We start from the raw sequence: 24021 nt of genomic DNA on the forward strand, positions 1-24021 counted from the left end.
CAAAGCTAGAGCGACCACTGGAAGCCGGCGGAGAAGTCGGAGATGAGCGAGGTCTTCGAGCCGCGGCCGCCGCCGCCGCTGAAATAGAGGATCGAGCCGCGGCCGAGATGATAGTCGAGCTCCAGGTTCGCCTGAACGAAGTCGGTCTCGGCCGGCCGGCCGGGCGCGAGATAACCGGCGGGGGCGCCGACGAGGCTCGTGGGGATGGAGCGGTCCTCCGCGAATTCATGCCACCAGGCCACGGTGAGCCGGGGCTGCAACCGGCCGCCGAGGGTGCGGCCGGCCGCCTCGAAGCCGGCGCGGGCGCGGCGGGAGTTTTGCGCCCAGCCTTTGATGGCCAGCGAGTCATACGGGAAGGTGCGGTTGGTGGTCTCGGTGAAGTCATCCATCCGCCAACGGCTGGCGAGGAAGCCAACAAAGGGGCTCAGGCTCCCGGCGCGGCCGCGCCAGGTGCGCCCGGCAGTCAGCGAAAAGTCGGTGCGGTCGCCATTGGCCGCGGCGGTGTGGGTCACGTCGACGGCGGAGGTGGCGGTGAAGTGCACGAAGCGGCGCAAGTCATGGCGGCTGGCCACGCGGCCGGCGCCCGCGTGCACGAACCAGGGACCGTGGTCGAACCGCGCGAAGAAGCCGAGCTCGTCGTTGCGGATCTTCGCGGCGGTGCCGGCTTCATCCTCCAGGTCGCTGTGTTCCGCGGCGAGGTAGCCGCCCGCGGTCCAGTCGCCCCAGCGGCCCGCGCCGCCGGCCAGCCAGCCGTTGGTCGAGCTGTGGGCGGCGGGCAGTCCGTCGATCGCGGCGAAATCGAGCCGGCGTTGCGCGCCCTCGGCGAAGAACCGGCCGGGGGTCCCGGCGGGGAGGGCTTGGTTGCCGCCGGTGACGCGGTCGAGCGCGGAACGGCGGGCTTGCGCGGCGGCGACAGCCTGGTCGAACACGACGCCATAACGGTCGGGCGAGAGGTCGGTCATCGTCTGGGCGACTTTGACCGGGTCGGTGGCGAAAGTCAGTGCGCTGCCGGTCCAGTTGTAGTTGTTGGGGAAAAACGAAAGGGGCACGAAGACGCGATCAAGGTAGGCGCCGAAGGCGGTACCGGCGGGCGTGACGGCGAGCGCGGCGAAGGGCAGCATTTCCAAACGCACCTGCACCGTGGTCGGACCGTAGCTGGCCGTGGCGCGGATTCGCGCCGGATTGCCGGAGGTGTCGAACGTGTCGAAACGGCCGGTAATCGAGCCGGCCCGGAGGATCGTGGCGTCGAAGATGCCGGGCTGCCAGCCGGCGAAGAGATTGGGATGGACCGCGATGGCCAGCCGGCCGGCCAAGCTGGCGTTGCCGGTCACGCTCAGGCCGTAGATGATGGGGCTGAAGGAGATGGCGTAGCTGTCCAGCTGGTAGACGGCGCCGGCCACCTGTACGAAATCGCCGATGACGGACGCCGCGGAGGAGACCCGGCCCTGGTTCAGGAGCCGCCCGACCACGAGGCCACTGCCGTATAAGCTGCCGCCGGTTTCCACCGTGACGCTGCCGAGGCGGTTGTAGAGGTAGAGCGTGCCGCCGCGCACGATAGTCTGACCGGAGAACACGTTGAAGGAAGGTTGGAAGCCGTTCGTCGGATCACCGTAGGGGGCGAGGAGAGTAAGGCCGCCGGCGCCGGTCTTGAGGAGGCCGCCGCCCGCCAGATTTTCGCCGGCGGCGGAAAGATACGCTCCGCCGGTGTCGCGGATATTGGAGATGAAGCCGCCGGTGACCTCGAGGGTGTTGGAACCGAGCAGGACGTCCTGGACGCTGACCGTGCCCACGGAGACAGTGCGGGTGTCGTTCGCGACGACCGTGACGGGGGCGAGCGTGGAAGTGGTGGCGCGCAGCCGGCCCGTGGAGCCGGTCTCGGTGGCGGCGCCGGTGATGTCGATCCGCCGGGCCCCGATAGAGACTGATCCGCCGGTGGCCTGATCGGCGAACTCGACGGCGCCGGTGCCGTTGACACCGATGATCAAGCTCTGGCCGGCGGTGCTGCGACCGGCGAAGCGGACGATGGCGGAGTTGGGGGCGTTACCGCTGCCGTTGAAGTAGATGTTGCTCGAGCCGGCGGAACTGTCGCCGTCGAAAAGCAGCAGGTTGTCGGCGCCGAGGTTGAATTGCGCCGAGCCGGCGCTGGCCGTGTTGTGAAATCCCACGGTAGTCTGTGCGCCCAGCACGAAAACCGTATTACCGGCCCGGGCGCGGTCCTGGAACACGATATCTGTTGCGCCCCGGCTGAGCACCCGCGACGCGCGAGTGCCTGTGCTGGCGAGGACTGCGTCGTCCTGCACAACGAGCCGCGCGGGGTTGGCCGGTGTGGCGCTGGAATCTGAGAAATAAATGTCGGGCCCGTTCACGCCGGTTTGGCTTACGCTGGCGCGATTGGCGAAAGTCAGGCTGCTGCCGGGAGTGACGTTCAGTTGTGGCAGGATCCCACCCGCGGCTGGTATGCGGATGTCCCAGCCTGCGCCCTCGAGCCGGAGGGAGCCGGTTGCGCCCGAGCCTGGGTTGCCGACGTAAACGGCCGCGGTATATGGGGGAAAATCGGGGCGGTTCAGATCGAAGCGGAGTGTGTCGAGGGTGATGGGTCCGGTCACGACGGCGAGGGCGCCGCCGGGCACCGAGGCCACGGGTAGCCCGCTGGCGTTGACATAGGGACCGTCCGGGAAATTCCGGACGGCGGGCGTCGCCTGGTTGATGACCGCGATGGCCGCCGGACCGTCGGGCACCACGCCGGTGTCCCAGTTCGCCGCGATGATCCAGTTGTCGCCGAACGTGGCGAGATTGCCCTGGCCGATCCACACGGCGGTCTGGGCATGGGCGGGCGAAAGCAACCAACCGCACAGCGCGGCGAGGGAAAGCAAGCGGAGTGTGGCAGTCATGGCAAGTTGCCAGGAATGACAACCCACCCCGGCGGATCCGCCATCCGCCGGGAAAGATTCCGCGCGCTCAGAATGTCGCTGTCAGCGAGAGAGAGTAGACGCGGCCGCGCCAGTCGCCGTAGGGCTGCACGCCGGCGCCCGAGCCTTCGTTGGCGTATTTCGGGTAGTCGAAGCCGGAGAGATTGTTGACCCGCACCTGGGCCCGCAGTCCGCGATGCTCGCCCTTCCACGGGAACCAGCGGCTGAGGTCAACCTGGGCATAGGCATCGAGCTGCCAGTAGGGCTTGATGTGGTCGCTGCCCTGCGCCGCCTGCTCCAGCAGCGGCAGGATGCGCGAGTGGAAATACTGCCCGTCGAGTCCGAAGCCGAAGCGGCGGTTCGACCAGCCGGCGCCGAAGTTCGCCCGGTAGCGCAGGAGCGGGGTGGTACCGTCGGGATGGTTCACCTGGTCCACCACCGGCGAGTTGGCGAAGATCTGCCGTTCATAGCGTTGGTAGTAGAACAGCCGGCCGCGCAGCTCCAGCGTGCCGCCGAGGCAGCCGGTCCAGGCATAGTCCAGCGCGGCGTTCCAGTTTTGCGAATGGCGCCACGAGGCGTTCACGCTGCCGGTGATCAGCCGGGTCACCCGGCCCACGCTGTGCGGGTCGCCGGGCGCGGGGGACGCGCGCACGACATGGTCGGGGAACAGCGCCTCGACGTTGAGCACCTTCACCGGCGTGTCGAGGGCGAGAATCTCATTGGTCTTGCGCGTGTCGACAAAGTCGAGCGAGGCGCGGAAACGGTGTTCAACCCCGCGCGTGAAGATGAGCCCGGCCGTCTGCGTGATCGCGTCCTCGGGCGGCAGGCTGGTGTCGACCGCCTCGTCCACCCGCATGGCGTAGGTCTCGTTCCGCAACGGGTCGTAGACATCCTGCAGGTTCACCCCGCCGCCCGGGCCCGCCGGCGCGGTCACGGTCTTGCTCAGCTGCGGCGTCGGAAAGCGGTTCGAGGTCGTGAGGCTGGCCCGGAAGGTCAGGCCGCCGGCAAAATCGGCCTTCAGGCCGAGGGTCGGCGCGGTGTTGACTTCATTGGCCTGGGAGGAGGCGATGTGGCGCACCGCGAGATCGGCCTCGAGCGCATGCAGCCAAGGCGGCAGCCAGCGGGCGGGCAGCAACGGGGCTTGGAGCTCGCCGAACACGCTGTAGCGCGCGAGCGTGCGACCCGTCTTCACCGTCGGGTCGGTGGCCGGGGTGCCATCGGCGTAGACGTCGTCCTCGCGGTAATCGGCCAGCCGGAGCAGGCGGTAGTCCAGGCCGGCGATGACGGACGCGCGACCGGTGGGCAGCCGGAGCGACTGGTTGGAGACACGGAACGCGGCGTCGAAGGTGTCGTAATCGCCGAGCGTGACGAAACGGTCCTTGCCGCCGCGGTAGATGAGCACGCGGTCATAGAACTCCTGGGGCGGACCGGACACCTGGGTGTCGCGCAGCGGGTTGTAGCGCCCCCCGTCGACGAGCTCCTGCCACCGGGCGGAGTCGGCGCCGGCGAGCCCGCGATATTTCACCACGTTGCGCGCATACTGGCCGTCGAGCGAGACCCGCCAGTCGGAAGGCAGCCGCAGCAGCAACCCGGCCACGCCCGAGGTGAACTCGATGCGGGCCTCGCTGTAATCATTGCCGAGGAGCGGCGCGGTGTCGTTCAACGCGACGAGCACATCCCGGCCGAAGGGGTTGCGCGGGGCCGCGGCGGGCAGCGTGAGTTCGGCGGAAAGGACGTCGAGGCCGCGGTTCATGACGGTGGTGGAATGCGTGACATCCACCCCGAGCTGCAGCCAGCCCACCGGATCGTAACTGACCGAGCCGAAGTAGACCGTGCGGCGCTGCCGCCGGCCGTAGGGGGAGTCCAGGCTGGTTGGCGACGCCGACAGGCCTCCGGGCGAATCGTAGAAATCCAAACTGCGGAGTCCGGCCCGGTCGCTGAAGGCCGCGAGGCCGGCCGTGCCATCGGCGCCCGGGGCGACCGAGGTGAAGCTGGCGGAACCGCCGCCGAAGAGGGGCGAGCCATCCGTGCTGCGCACGTTGGGCGTCGCCCGGAAAATGGGATCGGCCGGCACGGGCAGCGTCGCCGCATGGGCGCGGCGGAAGCCGAGCTCGGCCTCCGTCGGCGGCACGGCGGTGGTGTAGACCGCGTTGACGCGCACCCGCAACCGGCCGTCGAGCAGCGACTGGCCGTGCTGGAACGAGACGGAGGACTGGGGGGCGTCGAAGCCGCGCAGGGCGTTCGTGTAGGTGGTGGTGATCTCGGTCGCGGTCACGTCGGGCCGCAGCACGATGTTGATGACGCCGCCGACGGGATTGCCGCTGTAGAGGGCGGACGCGGACGCGGGCAGCACCTCCACCTGCTGGATGAGGCTGAGCGGGACAAAGTTCACGTCGGGCGGCAGCGTCGGCGTGACACTCGTTTGGATCTCGGGCAGGCGCCGGCCGTTGATCAGGATCACGGTCTCGTTTTCGTCGTAGCCGCGGAGCCGGAGATTGGCGCTGCCGGCGAGACTGTCCGCAAAATTGAACGAGCCGCTCTGCTCCGGCGGCTGCGTGGCGGCGTCGCCCTCGAGAATCACCCGTTGCAGGAACTCGTTGAGCGCGACGACGCCGCTGCGGGTGATCTGTTCGCGGGTGTAGAGCGCGTAGGGCAGGGCGTCGTTTTCCGTGCGCGGCAGGTCGAGGTTGCCGGTGGCCCGGCGCGGGCCGAGGAGCGCCGCGCTGTCGTCCAGCGGCCGCATCCGGACGGAGCGTCCCTGCACGATGTAGGGCTCGAGGCGCTCGAGTTCGCGGGCGGGTTGCAGGTGCTGGGCGGGCAGCCACGACAACTGGCTCGCCTCGATCTCCACGTCTTGCAGCTGCACCGGCTGGTAGCCCTCGCCGGCGACGAAGAGCTCGTGCCGGCCCGGCGGCACACCCGCGAGGGTGAATTCACCCGACGCATCCGACCGGGTGGAAAGGCGCGTGCCGGAGATGGCGACGGTGACGCCCGCGGCGGGCGAGCCGGCGGCCGTGAGCAGCCGGCCGCGGATGGTGCCGGTCGGCCGGGCCGCGGCGATGACGATGAATTTGCCGGGAAGCTTGCGGCGGGCGGCGAAACCGGTGTTTTCCAGCAGGCGGGTCAGCGCGGCCTCGGGCTCGTAGACGCCGACAACAGCCCCGGCGGTCACGGGGCGCAGGTCGTCGTAGGAGAAGAGTACCTCGACGTGCGCCTGTTGCGAGAAGGCGATCAGGGCCTCCGGCGCGGGCTGGGCGGGCAGGTTGAACTCCATTGGCGTTGCCCGGGCCGTGACTGCGAGCAGGCCGCCGGCAAAGAGGAGCAGGCCGGGAGGCAGGGCGCGGCGGAAAATCACGGGCGGGCGGAGGAGTCGGGGACATCCACCTGGATGGAACCGTCGAGCCCGCGAGTGACCCGCAGGGACATGGTGTCCTCCAGGCCCGCGAGGAAACCGTCCAGGTCGTCGAGGCTGTAGGTGCCGCCCACGTGGTGTGAGGCGGCGGCGTCGGAGGCGTTGAGGCTGCGCCCGTGGTAGCGGGCGAAACGGCCGAGCGCTTCGCGCAGCGGCGTGCCGGCGAAGACCGTCAGGCCCTGACGCCAGGCGAGAGCGTTGTTGAGCTGGCCGGCCGAAAGCGGGATCACGGCCACCTGGTCCGCCGTGCGCACGAGCTGGTCGCCGGCCGCCAGCGCCCGCGGGGTGCCGCCGCCGGGACGGACCTGCACGGAACCCTCGAGCACGGTGACCTCGAGCGCGGAATGCGAATCGGTGCGGACGTTGAATTGCGTGCCGGTCACGCGGACCGAGCCGGCCGGGGTTTCGACGTAGAAGGGTCGCGCGGGATCCTTGCTGACATGGAAGAAGGCCTCGCCGGCGGCGAGGCGCACGCGGCGCGCCTCGCCGCCCAGCTCCACGACGAGCGCGGTCTGGGCGTTGAGCTCGACGCGGGTGCCGTCGATCAGGGTGACGCTCTGGCGCTGCGCGATGGGGGTGGCCAGGTTCTGGAATTGGTTCTGTGGCCGGGCCGGCCACAGAAAAACCGCCGCAAGGACCGCGGCCGCCATTAGCGCCGCCCCGGCCCATAATGGCCGGGACAACCAGGGAAGCGCCCGTTCGGTCTTTGCGACGGTTTGGGATTCCGCCAACTCGTCCCTGATTCCTGCAAGCAACGGCAACTGCTGTTCGAGGTCGGCGGAAAACTGGCAATAGGAGGAGAGCAGCGCGCGGTGCACGGGATCGGTGGCGAGCCAGGTGTCGAGCGCGGTGCGGTCGGCGGCCGAGAGGGCCGAGCCGTCGAGGCGGGCGGCCCACAGCGAGGCCTGTTCCTCGGCGAGGGCGGAAGGGTGGTGGGCGGGTTTCATGGGCGGGCCTCCGAGGTGAGGGAGGGACCGGCGGCGGGTTGGCGGGCGAGACTCGCCCGCAGCAGCCGGAGGGCGCGGGCGTGTTGTTTTTCCACGGTGCTGACGGCGATATCGAGGCGGTCGGCGATTTCCTGGTGGGAGAGAAGTTCGATCTTGCGGAGCAAAAGGACGGTGCGGCAACCCTCGGGCAGCTGCGCGATGGCCTGCTCGAGTTGTGCCAGCTCCTGCCGGGCCACGACCTGTTGGACCACGCCGGGAATGGCGGTGGTGGCGGCGTCCACCTGGTCATTGTTGGTGGCGACGGGGGAAATCTGCCGGCGCTTCAGCCGGTTGATGGCAAGGCGGCGGGCGGTGGTGTAGAGCACGGCCTCGGGCTTGAGCGCGGACCGGTCCTGCACCTTGGGGTAGACGCGGAGGTAGGCGTCGTGCGCCACATCCTGGGCGTCGCTGGGGTTGCCCAGCAGGCGCGCCAGGTAGCGCCGCAAGGGCCCGATCGTGCCCCGGTAGAGGCTGGCAAAGTCGGAGGATTTTGGGGTGTTATCCGGCATGTGGTTGTCTACCCATGGGACAAGCCAACCGCATAAACCCGCCATCGGAAAATGCAACCGCGCCCGATCAGTCTGCCGGGCCGGTTTCGGGCTTGGGCCGGCCCACAGCCAGCCAGCCGGCCAGCAGGGCGAGGGACACGCCGGCTAGGCGGGCCAGGGCGTGGTGTACATGGGCGGTCTGCTCCCAGGGAAAGGCGGCGCGCATCCGGTCCGCGACCGAGGGATAGGCGGCGGCGATGGGCGGGGCGGCCCCGACCCACGCGTCGGTGTCGGTGCGGCCGTCGTAGAGGACGAGCCGCGTCCGCTTGCCGGCGTAGGGCCGGACGTCCGCCGCCCAATAGCCGATCTCCGTCGTGTTCGGGCCCGGACAGGCGACCTCGGTGATGAACCGGCCGTCCGGTTCCTCGATGCGGAGGCGCAGGCCGTTGCCATGCGCGACGGGCCAGCCGGTGTAGGGCACGATGAACCAGGGCGACGCGACCGGGAAAGGCTTGCTCCAGGCCGTGCAGGTGAAGGCCGTGGTGCCCGGATTCGTGCCGCTGAATTGGAAACGCACGGCGGGCGGCGACAGCGGCACCGCGCCGAACAAGTGCTCATCCGGTAGCGGCTGCGAGCTGCTCACGATGTGCAGCTCAAGCGGGCCGACGCTGCCGGGCGGGTTGAAGAAGCGGCGCCAGCGCTCGTCCTGGTCCAGCGTGAGCGGGTCCGGCCAGCAGAAGACCAGGGCGCCGGCGGCCACGGCGACGGGCCCCGCCAGCCACGGCAGCAACGGTTCCGGCTGGAGCGTGAAGGACGGCGGCACCGGCGGCGATGAGCGCTCACGTAATTGCAGGCCCAGGCCGGCGATCAGAAGCAGTGCGGCGGGGGCTGCGATCAGCCAGGGCTGCGCCTGCAGGAAGCGCACGGCGGCACCGGCCCGGTCGGGCGGATTTTCTGGCCACACGGAGTGCGGCAGCAGAGCACGGAAGCCCGGCCGGTCGAGCAGCGTGGTGATCTGTTCCACCGGCTGAAAAAAGATTGCACGGGTGCCGGGCTCGTCGAGTAGCGTGCGGTCACCCCGTGCCAGGTAGGCCTGCACGGCGTCGCGACGGAGATTCGCGTAGGTGGCGGAGCGCTCGTGGAAATGCCGGGCGTGGCCGCCGGTCGAAAGCGACCACACGCCGGCCACGACGGCGGCGACCCACGCGGCGGCAAAGAGCCCGCCGGGCCACCGCCAGCGCGGCAGGGCGGGCACCAGCCGTGCAAGCGCCAGTGAATTCGCGAGCACCTGCACGCCGAGCAGTTCGCCATAGCGGGAGACATAGCCGTAATAGTCGGCGCTGCGGGCGACGGCCAGTGCCAGGGCCTGCCCGGCCGCCCACAGTCCGAGCGCCAGCACGGTGCGGTCGAAGGCCGTTGTCTCCCGGCGGTCGCGCAGCTGCAGCGCGAGCACCAGCAGCGGCAGGTTGAGCAGCGCGAGGGCGCCCGGCCAGCCGGCGGGCCAGCCGAGCTGGTCCAGCAGCGCGAAGAGGAACTGCCAGGGCGTGCGGGCGGTGAGGTCCAGCATGTGGCCGGGTGCGGCGCGGGCGCGGATGAGGACAATCAGGGCCAGCCCGAGGCCGGCGGTGACCAGCGGCAGCAGCCGGCGTCGGGGGCCGCGCGGGTCCGTCCACAGTAATACCAGCACGACGGCCAGAGGCGCGATCCACATGCTGGCCAGCGTGAAGAGCCCGGCCAGTCCGGCGGCTTGCGCCGCCCACCAGCCGCGGCTGCCGGACGGCTGCCCCAGGGAACCCTGGACGTGGAGGAACAGGCAGATCAGGGCGAGGGGGAACTGGGACTGGAATCCCCAGGTGATGTTTTCCCAATCATGCGCCAGGCAGGCGTTGAAGACCAGCAGCGCGATGATGGCGCAAGCCGCGGCCGGACGCAGGTGGCGGGCGATCCACTGCGCGACCAGCGCGATGAAACCCGCGTAGCACAGCGCGTTGACCGTTGTCTGGAGAAACGGATCCCAGCGGCCTGTGCATACCACCTCGAGCCAGGCAAGCAGGCGCGTCCAGACGGGGACGTGCTCGAAATGCGGTGCGAAGAAGGCGGCCGGCCGCAGGGTGCCGTCGAGCCACGGGGCGAGGATGTCGGTCGCCTCGATCTTCCACTGGTCGTTGGTCGGCACGTCGCCCGTGTGCAGGTGGATCTCGTGCAGCCGGGCCGCCAGGACCAGCCCGGCGGCGCCGAGGGCCCAGCACCACGACGGCAATTTGGTCCGGGCAGCCATGCGGTGGTTGAGCGACGGCGGTTCGACGCCGGAGTTATTTGATCTCGATGTCCGTCCAGGCCGTCCAGTCCCAGCCCAGGTCATTGTAAGGGCCGGGCAGGGTGCGGAAATACAGCCGGCCCCCCTTGAATTTCCTCAGGTCCACATGGAATGAGATCAGGCCGCGATCCTCAAACTTACGCAAAGGATCAAGGTATCGGTGAAAGACTTCCACGGATTCTTTTCCATCGGACCACACGATCAGAAAATCCGCCCCATCGGTTCTGCCACCGCGGGTGTAAGCCCCGGCGAGGAAGCCGAACCGGCCGCTGGCCTCGGTCATTCCCCGGGGGACGTCGAAAGTCATCTCGCTCGGGGTGTGCAGAACCATCACCTGCTCGCCATTGATTTGCTCGTTGGAGGGCTTGCTGCTGGCCTGAAAATCCACGGGGGTGGTTTTGAACATGTAGAAGAGTTCCTTCGTGATATTCTTGAAGAAGTTTTGGCCGGCGGTGGAAGACTTGAGGCCGTATAGCTCGACATGGGCGGTCCGGGAGAAATATTTCCGGTCCTCCGGGGCCAGCGTGATCGTGATCTGGCTGGATAGCCGTTCGGATTTGCCGCTGGCGAAGCGGGCGAAGGCCATCATGTCATCGATGACCGGGCTGATGATAAAGCCCGCGCGACCGATCGGCGCCGGCATCAGGTAGGCTTCGGTCTTGCCCGCAGAGTCCTGAATCGTGAGGCGCAGCATCGGGGGTTTGTAGAAGAAGGTGCGCACCCGTCCGAGCAGGGAGGGGTGGAGGTCGATTTTCACCCAAAGCGGCCGGGGGTTGTAACTCTCGAGGGACCATGTCTCGTCCACCGAGAGGTTTTTGCGTTCCAGCAGTTGGGGCTGCGCGGCGGCGTCAATCGGCCCGGCGGTTTTTTCCCACAACTGGAAAGATTTTTCCGAGAGCACGTATTTGTAGCGCTGCGTGAGCAGATAAAGGAGGGCGGAGTCGTCCATCGCGGGCAGCCTTTGATCAATGGAGTTGATCTTGATCATCACGAAATCCGGAGCGCGGTCGGAATTGTAGTAATCGAGGTTCAGCCGGGCCAGTTCGGGCGTGTAGGCGGAATAACTCTGGAACACCGGCCGCGGCCGGTAGTTGAACTTGTTGTAGATCGCGACAGCCTGATTGTAGCCGAGGACATCAAGGGATCGCTGGCCCACGACGGCCTGAATGCGGGGCATGCCATACATCTGCAATTCCTGGCCCAGCGCATCGTCATAGTCCTTGCGCAGGGTCGCAAGGCGTGACGCAAAATCGACATTACCCCAGATTTTGTTTTGGAAAATGGTCAGGGCTGAATCCACCAGAGGCGGAATCGCATCCCGGATGCCGAGAAGGCACAGCCCGCCGGCCGCGGCAAGCGCCCAGCGTTTCAGCCGCCCGAACGGGACCGCGTCTTCCAGCAGCACGGGAAAGGCGACGATGGGCAGCAGGGCGCAATAGAAAAACCCCACCATGTGCCCGTCCGAGCGCACAAAACCGTGCTTCCAATTGAGGAAGATGAACGCACCCAGCATCACGCTGCCCGCCAGACTGCGCGGGCGGTTTTTTTGCGTGATGAGGTTGAGCAGCATGTAAGCCGTCAGCATGCCGGACACGACCAACGCCTTCCAGAGGGGGGCGTCGGGAGTGTCGATCCCCATTGCTTCCTGGTAGCCTTGGCTGACATACCATGAATTTACGAGATAGACGGGCAGGTTCAGCGGATTCTGTCCGCAGAGAACCCATCCGGCCAGAAAGCCACCGCCAAACCACGCGAGCAACCGGACCGCCGTGCCGCGCTGGCGCTGCCAGAGGGCCAAGCCGGCGACGGTTCCCACCATGATGGCGGCCAGCATCAGGTTGGTGAATTTTGCCACGCTCTGCGTGGCCAGCATGAGCAGCATCAGGCTCGAACTCCAGTGCCACGGCCGGTCGATGCGCCGCAGCAGTTCAAAGCCGATCAGGGCGATCACCAGCATATGAATGGCATCCTCGTAGGTGACGCCATACAGCAGAAAAAAGGCGTAGAAAAAGAAACGGGGCCAGCCCGCGGCCAGACGCTGACCCCAATATTGGAGGAGGAGGGCGATGACGCAGGCGGCGAACAGCTGCCAGGCGAGCAGGGGCCAGAAAAGCAGCCCGGAGTAGGTCTTGCCCATGAGGAAGCCCAGCGGACCGTAGGTGAAAACGATATCCCGGCCGAACTGCAGGTTTTCGAGGAAGAACTTGCCCAGCGCCATACGCCAGGAAGCGTCGAGGTCGAAGCCCGGGCGGTTGGGGAACGTGAAGATGATCGTGACCAGGAGGAGGAACAGCAAGGCCCGTTCCACCTTTTGACGGATCGAGGCCGTGGATGGGGTGTTTTCCAATGCAGTCATGGGTTGGCGATGGGGCGCAGTGGTTAGGTCATCACGGGGCGGTTTCCAACAGCAAATCCGTCCAAAAGGTCCAGTCGCTGGCGGGGTTGCCGGCGGGACCGGGCTCGATCAGCAGCAGGAGTTCGCCGCCGGCGCCGCCGGGCAGGTCCACCCGGAAGGATTGCACGGGCCGGTCCGCCGCCGCCTCGCGCGGACGCAGCAGCCGGCGGAGCAGGGTCTGCTCGCTCCCGCCGGCGGGGCGCCAGCGGATGATGAACTCGGCACCGTCAGTGGGGGCCGGGTTCGTCGCGGCATAGGCGCCGGGCCGGAGGCCGAACCCCCCACGCAGCTTCGTGACGCCCGCCGGGACCTGGTAGACGAGGCGGGAGGGGGCGTGGGCGAAATATTCCGCCCGGCCATCGACCATGCTGAAACCGGCCCCATTGGCGGCGCTGGCCTGCACGGGCGGCAGCGGCTGGCTGATCGTCCCGATGGCCAGGGTGGCGCGCACGGCCGGCGGCAGATCCGGCGCCGCAGGCGCGGTCTCACGCGGCTCGTCCGGCCGCCGGAGCTGATAAAGGCGGAAGCCCTGCGGCACAAACTGCCCCGCCTCCACCACGCGGTAGCGGACGGCGATGAAATCGCGCAGGGCGGGGAAAGTCTCGAGCGGATATTTCTGCCAGGAACGGTTGGGGCCGGCGCTGCAATCCACGATGAACGCCGGCTGCACCGCCGCGAGCTCGCGCAGCAGGGTCTCACGGGCGCCCGGCACGATGGCGTAGGCCGTGTCCCGGTCCGGCGCCGTGTTGGTCCACGGGATGAGCCCGCTCAGGAAGGAGGCATAGACAAAGCGCGACGCCGGCTTGCGGTCGGCAAACAGGTAGATGTCGGGATGGTAGCCCCAGACGAAGATGTGCTCGTCTGCAGACGTGCGGTTCTTGATGAACTCTGCGACCCGGATCGAGGGATCGACCGGTTGGGACGCCTGTGCGCGGAACGAGATCACCCCGCGGCCGAGCTGCGCGAGCACCAGCGCAAACAGGACGAGCGCGGCGGGCAGCAGCCAGCGCTTCGCCCGGTGTGCCCGCGCCCACTGTCCGATCCCGTCGAGGCCGAGGGCCGCCGCCAGGCACACGGCCGGCAGGAACTGGATGAAGTAATGGTCGTAACCGCGGCCGCCCGACGCGGCGCCGGCGAGCGAGGTTGCGGCCCAGGCCAGCAGGTAGAGCAGCCGCGGGTTGTCCGCCTGTTCCGCGGGCTCGGGCCGCCGCTGCAGCACGCGGAAAAGCGCGAACCCCGCCGCGCCCAGCAGCGCCGCCAGCACCAGCGGGTAGTGCGCGCCCAGCAGCGCGAAGGGCTTCAATGCGGATAGCACGCGGTCGGAGGTGCCGATCTCCGGGCCGTAATACTGCAGGTTGTAGCGCCAGGTGTAGAAATACAGGTCGACCAGGGCACCGCGCGCCGCGAAATAAAGCACGGTCAGCAGGACGGGCGCGGCGAAACCGGCGAGCAGCGCGGCCGGACGCGACCATCGCATCCGTTCGCGCAGCGCCCCGTAGCCCAGCACCGCCAGCGGGGCGCCGAGATCGAGCAACGCCGGCTGCTTGGAGAGGAAGGCCAGGCCCAACAGGCCGCCGGCGGCCGCAGGCGAGCCGCGCCAGAAGCACCACGCGGCCCACGTGGTGAACGCGGCGACAAACCATTCCGTATCCAGCGCGTAGGCGTCCCCGGGGAAAAACAGCGCGCTGGAAAGGACAGCGAAGAGCAGCGCGGCCCACAGGCCGGCGCCGGGGCCGCGCCAGGCACGGCCGAGCAGAAAAAGCCCGAACGCCGTGGCGGCGATGAGCGCCGCCGCGAGCGCGTGCATCGCCCGGACGTTGTTCTCGCCCGCGATGCGAAAAAGCCCGGCGACGGCGTAGTAGGTGAGCGGCGTGCGCTGGTCGACCGCATCGCGGTAGAGCACGCCGCCGTCGAGCAGCGTCCGCGCGACCGCCGCGTGGATGGCCTCGTCGACGTTCCAGACCTTGAAGTCAAAAGTCGGCCAGCGTAGCGCGAAGACACCCGCGGCCAGGACCACCGCCACCATCCAGGGCAGCCAAGGTTGGATGCGGGTGGGGGTCATCATCGCGGTTTAGGGAAACTCCGGCAGGCTCCAGCAGGTCCAGTCCTTCGTCATCGTGGCGCCGGGCAGCGTGCGGAAGATCAGGCGGGCCTTGGTGTCTTCGGTCGCGGGCAGCGCGCCCTCGAAGTGCTGGAGGCCGCGGTGCGCGGGGTTGGCGGCGGGGTCGAGCGTCATGTCGAGCAGCAGCACCTTCCGGCTGTCGCCCTCCCATTCGATCTGGAAGGTGGCGCCGTCGGTCCGGTCGCCGGGTTCGCCGGCGTAGGCCGCGGCGGGAAAACCGTAGGCAACCTTCACGGTGGTCGCCTTGGGCGGTACCTTGACGACCATCTGGCCGGGAGCATGCACCATGGTGACCCCCACGCCGTCCAGCACCTGGTGCGAGACCTCGAAGCGGCTGGTGATATCGACAAGCTCCGTCTTGAAACGGCTGAGCCGGACCAGGCGGAAGACGGTGAAGCGGGCGTCGTGCTCCAGGTAGCGGCGGCCCAGGACGTCGAGCGAACCGATCTCGTCGGCCACCGAGAATTCCTGCGCGGGCGTATAGTAGCTCGCCAGCAGGTTGGGGGCGATGCTGTTGAGCCGGTTGATCTCGTTCGGGCGCAGGACGAGCCACTTGGGCTGGAGGTGGTCGATGAGGGCGGCCCAGTCGTTGCCGACCTCCTTCCGGGCCTTGACCATCTCGCGCGAGGACATGCCGGGAAAATCGTAGGTCTTCAGTCCGGAGAAATAACCGATGTAGCCGAGCGGCTCCATGAAGACGGTGTCGCCCGGCTTGGCGTTAGCGTGCAGCCACTCGCCGATCTTACGGCGGTTGCCGTTCTCGACGTATTGCTGCTGGGCGGCCAGCTGCCGGGCGGCCTGCCAAGTAATCCAGCCCGTGCCGACGGCGAGCAACGCCGCGACGGTGAGGGCGAAAGCGGCGAGCCGGCGCGGCCGGTCTGTGCCGGGTTCCGCGACCTGCCATTGGGCGGCGGCCTGCAGCGCCTGCGCCAGCAGGCTGCCGAGCGTGAAGATCGCGAGCAGGGCCGGGGCCGGCAGATACCACGGGAACGGGAAATACGGGCAGTAGCTGAGGTAGGCGTGTGCCCAGAAGAACGCGAAGGAGGCGACGCGCGTCTCGACGCGCAAGAACGGCACAAGCCAGAGCAGCGCGCAAACCAGCGCGACCGCGCCGGCGAGCTGCGCGGGCAAATCGGGCCAGCCACCGATCATGTAATAGGCGGGCAGGAAGGTGCCCTTGAGCGACGCGGTGTCAGCCCAGGCATTGAACGGCAGCTGCAGGGCCGTCTGGAGCAGGCCGGCCAGCGTGCGCGGGTCGCCGATGCCGCTCTTCGCGGTGATGGTGTGCGGCACGGCCGTGCCGTAATAAAGCTGGGCGAACAGCAGCCACGGCAGGTAGAGGGCCGTCGTCAGCAGGCCGGCCTTGAGGAACAGCCCGAGCAGCTTCGTCCGCGTCGTGCCGCTTTGCCGGGCGTCGTTGAAGAGCCAGAAGCCGGCGGCCACGAGCCCGATGTAGACAAAGCTGTCCGGCCGCGTCCACATGAGCCCCGCCCAGGCGGCGCCGAGGTGGCGCCACTGCCGCGGACCGGGACTCAGGTGGGCCCAGAGGACATAGGCCAGGAACAGCACCATGAACCCCGTCTCCATGCCGTTGATGGTGAAATCGACCGTCTTGGCATCGAGGGCCAGGCAGGCGACAAGGAAGAAACCGGCCGGCAACCCGTAGTTCAGGCGCCGGGCGGTCAGCATGAGCAGGCCGGCGGCGCCTCCTAGGGCGGCGGCGGACATCAGCCGGAAAATCCACAGGGCGCCCTCGTCGGAGCTGTTGAAGGTCAGCAGGTAGGAGACGGCCGGCAGCAGCACCCCGAGCGGCGAGGTGAAGGTGTGGAGCTTGTCGCCGACGTTGAAGACGAGGCCATGACCGGTCGCCAGGTTCTTGCTGGAGCGGAAGGTGATGTAGTAGTCCTCCCACGCGTGCCGGGTATAAACGGCGAAAAGCAGTGCGACCAGGAAAGTGCCGAGAAAAGCCAGCCGGGCCGGACTGAAGCGGGTGGATGGGAGGGTCATGCTCGTTGCGGTAACTGCGTGGTGCACCGGTTGTTTGCAGGGAGCATGCACGGGAAGCAAGTGTGCACTGGCCGGGCGAAATGCCGTGCCGCCAAGGATGTGCCGCACCTTGGCGGGGAAGGGCGCAAGGGTGGGGAAGACGGGGCTCGGCGCACGGTGGTATAACCACTGGACAAACCAGACGGCCAAACCCGCCATCCACCGGTGCGGCACCCGGAATTACGGCGCCACCCGCAGATCGCGCCAATAACTCCATGCCGCATTCAGGTGGTCCGGCTGAGGCGGCAGGGTGCGCAGGATCAGCCGGCCGCCCGGCACCGCGGGGATCGCGACGGACAGCGACTGCGCGCCCTGGTCCGCCTTCCGGCTCATGGGCGCGAGGTGCCGCCGGAAAAGCTCCCGGTGCGTGCCGTTCGCTTCCTGGACTTCCACGACAAACACGACGCCCTCCGTCTCGTTTTTGGTGTAGGCGGCGCTGATCAGGCCGTATTCGCCGGTCAGCCGGTTCATGCCATCGTGCCACGGGTAGACCAGGCTGGCAGGGGCGTGGGCCACGAGGCAGTTCCGGCCGTCCTCCACGCTGTTGAGGAAACCGAAGCGGCCCTCGCTGGCCGGATCGGCAGGGATTTGGCCGTCGGGAGTCTGCAGCGCTGTGCGCAACAGCGTCACGTGCAATCCGCTCCAAAAGGCGTGGACGTTGGTCGCACCGGCTTTGGTCCGGGCGGAAAAGCGCAGCATGCCGGCCAGCGGCTGGGGCAGGCGGAATTGAAACGGCTGGGTGCCGCGGTCGTCGGGCTTGTGGGCGGGATCCAGCGTCCGCTCGAGCACCTTCGTCTCGCGGCCGTCGGGCTTCACCACGGAAATGACGAAATCAACCGGCGTCGTCATTTCCTGGCCAAGCCACGAGGTGTCGAGCAGCCCGAAACCGCCGGACAATTCATCGAGATCGGGGGACGTGGCGAAATCGATGGCGGCCGGGGCCTCGGTCACGGTGATGAACTTGCCGTTGAACTCGGTCTGCCGTGGCTCGGCGGGCGACTCGAGCCGGACGGGATACCGCGGATGGTCCCCGGCCAGCAGCGTGATGGGCGAACGGGCGGCCCGGATCCAGAGCCAGTAGCTCCAGTCGTAGGCGGGGTCGAAAGCCGGGCCCGGCGTCATCAGCAGGATGAGCCGCCCCGGTCCGCCCTTGGGCAGCGGGGTGTAACCGACCGTCTGGCCGCCGGCACGGCGGGCGATCTCTCGGTCAAAATGGAAGCGATAGATTTGGGTAAGGCGCCCGGCCGCGTCCTCGGTTTGCACGACCACCTCCACGCCGTCCGTGTGGTTGGGGGGTTCCCGCGCGAGGGCCGCTTCCTCGATCCCATAGGCGAAGGCCAGGGAGTTCATGCCCGGGAGCCAGGGATAAACCACGCGCGACGGCGCGTGCGCGTCCCAGTGCGTGGGCGCGTCTTTCTTGGGCAACTGGGGCCCGCCGGTGATGGTGCTCGACTCGAGCGCCACGATGGTCCGGCCCTCGAAGTCGAGCGGCGGGCCGCCAATGACCGTGCTCGGCGCTGTCGCCTTGAGCTCGTATTCCGTGCTGGCGAGCAACGTGGCCTGCGGACCGACCGCGACCACCTGCACTGCGTGCATCGCGCCCGACCAGTCGGCGGCAGGGATGAAAAAGACGACGGCCGCCGGTGCGCCGGGCGGGCAGCCCAGGCGGCGGTAAAGCCTGCCGTCCAGATACAGTTCGAGCGCGACGGCATCCGGCGGCGCCTGCACCGCCACCCGGGCCGTCTGGCCTGCCTGCACCTTGTCCACCCGGACCTGCACGGCATTTCCCGTCGGCAGGGCCGCGGGCCGCGGGCGGGACATGACGGGCTCGAGCCGGCGGAACAGCCAGAATCCGAGCGGCGCGGTCTCATCCGTCGCGACCTCCGCGTAATCCTGCTCGATCAACGGCCACAGCCAGGACTGTTTATCCAGCGGATATTTCATGAACCCCCGTTGCGACCGCCCGTCGGCGACGAGCGCGGGCGGATGGGATTTCCAGTCCGCGATGAATTTGCCCCGCGCACCGGGCACGATGGCGTAATCCGTGTTCTTGAGCGGGTCGAGATTGGTCCACGGGATCAGGCCGGTGACGAAGGTGTTGTAGAGAAACCGCGTCGCCGGCAGCCGTTCGCTGATGGCGTAGACCTCGGGCGTGTAGCCCCAGACGAAAATCCGGTCCGTCGGGGCGGTGTGCCGGCGGACGAGGCGGGCGATGGCTTCCGAGCCCGGCTCGGGCAGATCGAAGGCGTGGAGACGCGCGGGCACGGGACGGAGCAGCCACACGACCAGCCCGGCGCCGACGGCCAGCGCGAGCGCGCGCCGGAACGATTGGGTTCCGGCCCAGTTGCGTCCCGCGGTCCAGGCCTGCGCGGTCACCCACCCGCAGGCCAGACTCAGGCCGGGGATCAGCTGGATGGAGTAATGCGTGAAGCCGCGACCGCTCAGGGTCGTGGAAATCAGTCCGGAGGCGCACCAGCCAAGGATCAGCCAGCCCGTCAGGTCGAATTCCGCGGGCCGGCGGAAAAGGCGGCGCGGGGCGCGCACCAGCAGCCCGATGGCAGCCAGCCCCCCGATCACGACGACAGCGGGATGGTATTCCCAAGCGAGAGCGAACGGCACCCGCATGGTCTGCCAGCGTTCCAGCCAGGAAATCTCCGGGACATACAGCGTATTGTTGTAGGTCCAGGTGTAGTAAACCAGGTCGGCCCACGCGCCCTTGGCGGCGAAATAAATGCCGGTGGCGAACACCGGCGCGGCGAATCCCGCCAGCAGCGCGAGCCCCAGGCCGGCGAGTTCCTTCCGGCGGTCGGGCCGGGCCCACGCGGCCAGCGCCCCCAGCACGAGCGCCACGCCGAAGTCCAGCACGCCGGGCTGCTTGGCGAGGAACGAGAGGCCGAAGGCCGCGCCCGCGGCGGCGGCCCACGTCCGCCGCCCGGAAGCCCAGGCCGCGGCCAGCGCCCAGAATCCGGCGGTGGAGAAAAAGACCAGATACCAGGCCGTGTGCGCGGGCATCGTGTCGCGCACCGAGGGCAGCATGAGGGCCAGCACGGTGAACCACAGCGCCCCGGCCACGCCCGTGGTTTCGTCGCCCAGCCGCCGGGCGGTCTGCCAGAGCAGGACGGCCGTGAGGCCGATCATCACCGCGAGCACGAGGTGCTGGGCGCGCAAGTTCCAGTCGCCGGCGGCGGCAAACACCGCGGCCTGCACGTAGGGTGCCAGCGGATTGCGCTGGTCGACCGCGTCGCGGTAGGGGACGTCGCCCGCGAGGATCTGCTGGGCCATGGTGAACGTCACCGCCTCGTCCACGTTCCAGATCTTCTTGTCCAGGCCCGGTCCGCGGAGGAACCAGGTGGTGGCGATCAGGACGGCCGCGAAGATGATCCGCCCGGGCTTCACGCGAAGGTCACTCGTGGGCGAGCACTGCCTCGCGGGCCAGACGTTCGTGCCACGGCAGCACGTGCGTGGCATCGTAGAGGCGCAGCGCCTTCGAGTAGGCCGCCGGCGCGAGGGACTTGCCGCTGCGTTCCTTCGCGAGGCAGGTCCGCATCATGAGGGCCAGGCCCGCGACGTCGCCGGGCTTCACCAGGTAGCCGTCCTGGCGCTGGCCGATCATGTCGGCGATGCCGTGCACGTCGGTGCTCACGATCGGCGTGCGGAACGCCATCGCCTCCATCACGACGCGGGGGAAGGACTCCTCGTAGCTCGTGCAGACGAACATGTCCGCCGCGACAAAGAAGTCGAAGACCTCCCGCGTCTCCGGCACGAGCGTGAGGTTCGTCAGGCCGAGCCGGGCGATGTCGCGTTGGAGCAGGTCGAGGTAGATGCCCGGCCGGGCGCCGACCAGGAGGAAGCGCACGGGCGGGCCGCCGCGTTGCTCGCGGTTGAAATGGTCGGCGGCGCGGAGGAAGATGTGCTGGCCCTTGCGCTCGCACACCGTGCCGATGTTCGCGATCACGACCTCGTCGTCGCGAAACCCGTGCTGGCAGCGCAGCGCCGCGCGTTCGTGGGTGCGGCGGAATTCGTCGATGTCGCCCAGCCGGATCCAGCTCGGCACGATCCGGAAGTTGCCGCGGTCGTCGTCGGCGTAGTAGGCGCGGGTCGCCGCGCAGAGGAAGAGCGCACGGGTCGCGGTGCGCAGGGCGTCGTGCACCAGGTGATGCAGGTCGAGCGCGAGCCGGGTCTCGAAGGCGCGGAACACCGAGGAACTCTCGTGGATGTAGAGCAGGGAGGGCCGGTCGGCGCTGCGCGCGAGGTGGACGCCCCAGAAACTGAAGAGCGTGTTGCAGACGACCAGGTCGACCTGGTCCCAGTCCACGCGGCCGGACAGCTCGGCGAGCTGGCGCGAGAAGGCGTCGTCATCCGCGGCGTGCAGCAGCGGGCCGGTGTCGGCGATGGCGACGTGCGCGCCGAGCGCCTCGAACGGTGCGCGCAACGGCCCGTCCTGGGCCGCAAGCACCTCGAGCCGGCTCCCGGCCGTGCGGGCCAGGTGCGTGGCGTATTCGAGGAGGAAGAGCGGGGCGCCCTCGAGGTTGAGGTTGTGCGTGAGCAGCAGCAGCCGGGGCGGGCCGGCGCGCCGGGTGCGGTCGGGGCCGCCGTCGCGGCTGCGCACGTGCGCGCCGTCCAGCCGCCAGTGCGGGCTGAAATACGGGTCGCGATACGCCGGGAAACGCCGCACGAACGCGATATGCTCGGCCTCGTCGAAGGTCACGCCGCGCGTCGCGCTGCCCCAGTGCATGAGCTTCGCCTGCGGCGTGTAGATGACGCGCGCGCCGGCGGCGCGCGCGCGCAGGCAGTAGTCCACGTCGTTGTAGGCCACGCCGAAGTCGTTTTCGTCGAAGCCGCCGAGCCGGCGGTAGAGTTCGGTGCGCGTCAGCAGGCAGGCGCCCGTGACGGCCGACACCTCGCGGGCGGCCGCGTGCCAGGCGAGACCGACGCTGCGCTCGTCGACCCGGGCGAAAGGCGTGTCGGCGAGCCCGCCGTGCGGGCCGATGACGATGCCGGTGTGGTTGAGCGTGCGGTCAGGGTAGATGAGCTTGGCACCGACCACGCCCACGTCGGGCTGCGTGAACCAGCCTGCCATCTCCTCCAACCAGCCGCGCTCGAGGGCGTTGACGTCGTTGTTGAGGTGCAGGACCAGCGGCGTGTCGAGGTGCGGCAGCGCGGCGTTGACGAGCCGGGAATAGTTGAACGGCGCGGCTGCGTCGGGCAGCCGCACCACCGCGCAGCGCAGGTCGGAGCGCTTCTGGATCTGCGCTAGGTAGCGCAGGGCGTCGGGGTCGCGCGAATGGTCGTCCACGATGACGAGCTTCACATGGCTCCAGTCCACCGTTTCCTCCAGCCGTTCCACGCATTCCTGCAGCAGGTGGAGGCGGTCGCGGGTGGGGATGACGATGGTCACCGGCAGCTGCGCGAGCAGGGCCGGGCTCCAGCGCAGCTGGTGGAAGCGCGCGCGGCGCTGGTGGCCGCACTCCGGCAGGAAGGGCTGGGCGGCCCAGCCGCGGCGCGTGGCGGCGTCGGCGAGGGTGCGCCGGGCCTGTTCATAGGACGGGTCGGCGGGGTCGAGTTCGCGCGGGGCGCCGGCCCAGGCGTGGTGGCAGACCAGCGGGATGTGCGCCACGTGCGCCGGATCAAGTCGGTCGCCGATGCGCAGCAGCAGGTCGAGCCATGGCACGGCGGCAAAGTCCTCGCGGAACGAGCCGAGTTCAAGGAAACGGGCGCGGCGGACCACGCTCAGGTGGCCGGGGAAAAGCCCGGACAGCGCGAGCGCGGGACTCCACTCCGGCTTGAAATCGGGGTCGGTGCGCCGGCCGGCGTCGTCCATCCGGTCCTCGTCGGTGTAGGCGAGCTCGAGCTCGAGCACGGGCGTCGCGGCGAACCGCTCGGCGATTTCCAGCAGGGCGTCGGGCGCCAGCCGCGAATGGCCGGGCAGCAGCGTGAGCAGGGTGCCGCCGGACTGGTGGGCCGCGGCGTTGAGCGCGCGCACGAAGGCCTTCGGGCCGGAGCTTTTTTCGAAACGGCAGCGGGCGTCGCCGCCATCCGGGGGCGCTTCGCCGACGAACCAGGCTTCCCACTGTGGGTAAATCTGGGCCGACAGCGAAGCCGCGAGCGCGGCGAGCTGGCCGGATGTGCAGCCGCGGGTGTCGACCAGGATGGAAAACTTCGGGCCGTCCGCGCCAAGCTTCCGGGTGGCGGCGGCCAGTGCCTCGCGGAGGCGCGGGGTCAGCCGGCCCGCGGCCTGCCACGCGGCGTAGGGGTCCTGCCGGGAGACATCAGGCGGAATGACGGCCGGCGCTTCGCGGCGGTAGAGGGCGTAGGCGGCCTTGAGGGCGCGCCACTGCGTCCCGGGCGCGCCGAGCTGGATGCCCAGCCGGCCGGCGGCACCCCGCAGGGCCAGCACGCATTGCAGGAACTCGCGGCGGTCGAACGCCGGCAGCGGCCGTTCCCAGACCTGGCAGGCGCGGGGATGGAAGCGACGCGCGAACACGAGGTGCCGGGTGCCGTCCTCCAGTTCGGCGAAGAGCTTGATGATCGCCGGGCCGGGCGCGTTCTCGTCAATGTCCAGCATGCCGAAATACTGCGAGCGCGCGGCGTGCGGGTGCCGGGGAAACAGCGCGGCGGCTTCCTTGCGTTCCAGGTCCCCGTAGGCGAACTCGTTTTCGGCGAGCGGGTGGGTGCTGCCGGTCAGGCGGACGATGCGCTGTTCCTGGTGGATGATCCAGCCCTCCACGCGGATCTTGCCGTATTGTGTGCCGCCGACGAGCTCGGGTTTCTCGAGCGCGCCGAAGAAGGGCGGGTTGGGCAGCGTGTCGAGCGGGACCGCGGCGCCCTCGAGGACGAGCTGGTCGGCGAGCGGGGCGGGGTCGGCGGCCGGGTCGGCGCGGCGCGCCTGCAGCAGGCGGTGCAAATGGTCGGGCAGGAGCCGTGGATCGTAGCGGCCGCCGGCGGGACCGCCGCGCGACACCTTGAGGGAGGTGCGCCAGATCTCGACCCAATGATACCCGGCGTCGAGCAGCTCGATGCGCAGCGTGCGGGCGGAGGCCGGGGGTGAGACGCGGAGCAGGAAGCCGGCGTGCGGCCGGCCCGCCGAGCCGCGGTGGCGCGCCTCGATCTCGGGGCGTGGCATGCCGAGGATGCCGAGGTGCGGGAGGCCGTCGATGACGGCGCGCACGTCGGAGAAAACGGCGCCGGTCTTCGACACAAACCAGCCGCTGATCCAGACGGGTTCACCGTTGAACACCCACTCGCGGGGCTCCTCGACATCAAAGATATAGGCGTCGTTTTCGTTCACGGTTGGAGCGTTGAACTAAGGCGGAGGGGCGGGCGGGGCGCAAGCCCGGCGACGCCGT

General features: G+C 69.0%; 10 protein-coding genes. All 10 read right to left on the bottom strand.

Translation table 11 applies throughout. The annotated features are described in order from the left end of the window. Positions 1-5: 5 nt before the first annotated feature. The 10 genes from BLU29_RS11410 to BLU29_RS11455 all read right to left on the bottom strand — a co-directional run bounded on the left by BLU29_RS11410 (position 6) and on the right by BLU29_RS11455 (position 23963). Positions 6-2891, bottom strand: a complete 2886-nt coding sequence (locus BLU29_RS11410; protein ID WP_091057937.1) for an autotransporter outer membrane beta-barrel domain-containing protein — start codon at positions 2889-2891, stop codon at positions 6-8. 67 nt (positions 2892-2958) lie between these two features. Further along, positions 2959-6264, bottom strand: coding sequence for a carboxypeptidase regulatory-like domain-containing protein (locus BLU29_RS11415; protein WP_091057940.1), 3306 nt, complete (start codon positions 6262-6264; stop codon positions 2959-2961). Further along, positions 6261-7268: a FecR domain-containing protein gene (locus BLU29_RS11420; protein WP_091057942.1), complete on the bottom strand. Its 1008-nt coding sequence runs from the start codon at positions 7266-7268 to the stop codon at positions 6261-6263. The genes BLU29_RS11415 and BLU29_RS11420 overlap by 4 nt, the downstream gene beginning before the upstream one ends. Beyond that, entirely contained in the window at positions 7265-7816 is a 552-nt protein-coding gene (locus BLU29_RS11425) for a sigma-70 family RNA polymerase sigma factor (protein WP_157693809.1), read from the bottom strand. The genes BLU29_RS11420 and BLU29_RS11425 overlap by 4 nt, the downstream gene beginning before the upstream one ends. Before the next feature lie 67 nt (positions 7817-7883). Next, positions 7884-10073: a hypothetical protein gene (locus tag BLU29_RS11430; protein WP_091057946.1), complete on the bottom strand. Its 2190-nt coding sequence runs from the start codon at positions 10071-10073 to the stop codon at positions 7884-7886. A 34-nt stretch (positions 10074-10107) separates the two neighbouring features. Next, entirely contained in the window at positions 10108-12468 is a 2361-nt protein-coding gene (locus tag BLU29_RS11435; RefSeq protein ID WP_157693810.1) for a hypothetical protein, read from the bottom strand. A 31-nt stretch (positions 12469-12499) separates the two neighbouring features. Next, entirely contained in the window at positions 12500-14572 is a 2073-nt protein-coding gene (locus tag BLU29_RS11440) for a hypothetical protein (RefSeq protein ID WP_091057951.1), read from the bottom strand. A gap of 6 nt (positions 14573-14578) precedes the next feature. Continuing rightward, a complete protein-coding gene (locus tag BLU29_RS11445; RefSeq protein WP_091057953.1) occupies positions 14579-16636 on the bottom strand; it encodes a hypothetical protein in 2058 nt (685 codons plus the stop codon). 219 nt (positions 16637-16855) lie between these two features. Beyond that, positions 16856-20071 carry a glycosyltransferase family 39 protein gene (locus BLU29_RS11450; RefSeq protein WP_157693811.1) on the bottom strand — a complete coding sequence of 1072 codons (3216 nt, stop codon included), beginning with the start codon at positions 20069-20071 and terminating at the stop codon, positions 16856-16858. 7 nt (positions 20072-20078) lie between these two features. Then, the gene (locus BLU29_RS11455; protein WP_091057957.1) at positions 20079-23963 is read right to left on the bottom strand and encodes a glycosyltransferase; all 3885 of its coding nucleotides are present in this window, start codon (positions 23961-23963) and stop codon (positions 20079-20081) included. Positions 23964-24021 lie beyond the last annotated feature (58 nt).

The organism is Opitutus sp. GAS368 (genome assembly GCF_900104925.1).
GTDB lineage: Bacteria > Verrucomicrobiota > Verrucomicrobiia > Opitutales > Opitutaceae > Lacunisphaera.

Bases quoted from the DNA above. Each gene is read 5' to 3' on its own strand.
- BLU29_RS11440 (WP_091057951.1), bottom strand. From the start codon at position 14,572: ATGATGACCCCCACCCGCATCCAACCTTGGCTGCCCTGGATGGTGGCG.
- BLU29_RS11420 (WP_091057942.1), bottom strand. From the start codon at position 7,268: ATGAAACCCGCCCACCACCCTTCCGCCCTCGCCGAGGAACAGGCCTCG.
- BLU29_RS11425 (WP_157693809.1), bottom strand. From the start codon at position 7,816: ATGCCGGATAACACCCCAAAATCCTCCGACTTTGCCAGCCTCTACCGG.
- BLU29_RS11430 (WP_091057946.1), bottom strand. From the start codon at position 10,073: ATGGCTGCCCGGACCAAATTGCCGTCGTGGTGCTGGGCCCTCGGCGCC.
- BLU29_RS11435 (WP_157693810.1), bottom strand. From the start codon at position 12,468: ATGACTGCATTGGAAAACACCCCATCCACGGCCTCGATCCGTCAAAAG.
- BLU29_RS11445 (WP_091057953.1), bottom strand. From the start codon at position 16,636: ATGACCCTCCCATCCACCCGCTTCAGTCCGGCCCGGCTGGCTTTTCTC.
- BLU29_RS11410 (WP_091057937.1), bottom strand. From the start codon at position 2,891: ATGACTGCCACACTCCGCTTGCTTTCCCTCGCCGCGCTGTGCGGTTGG.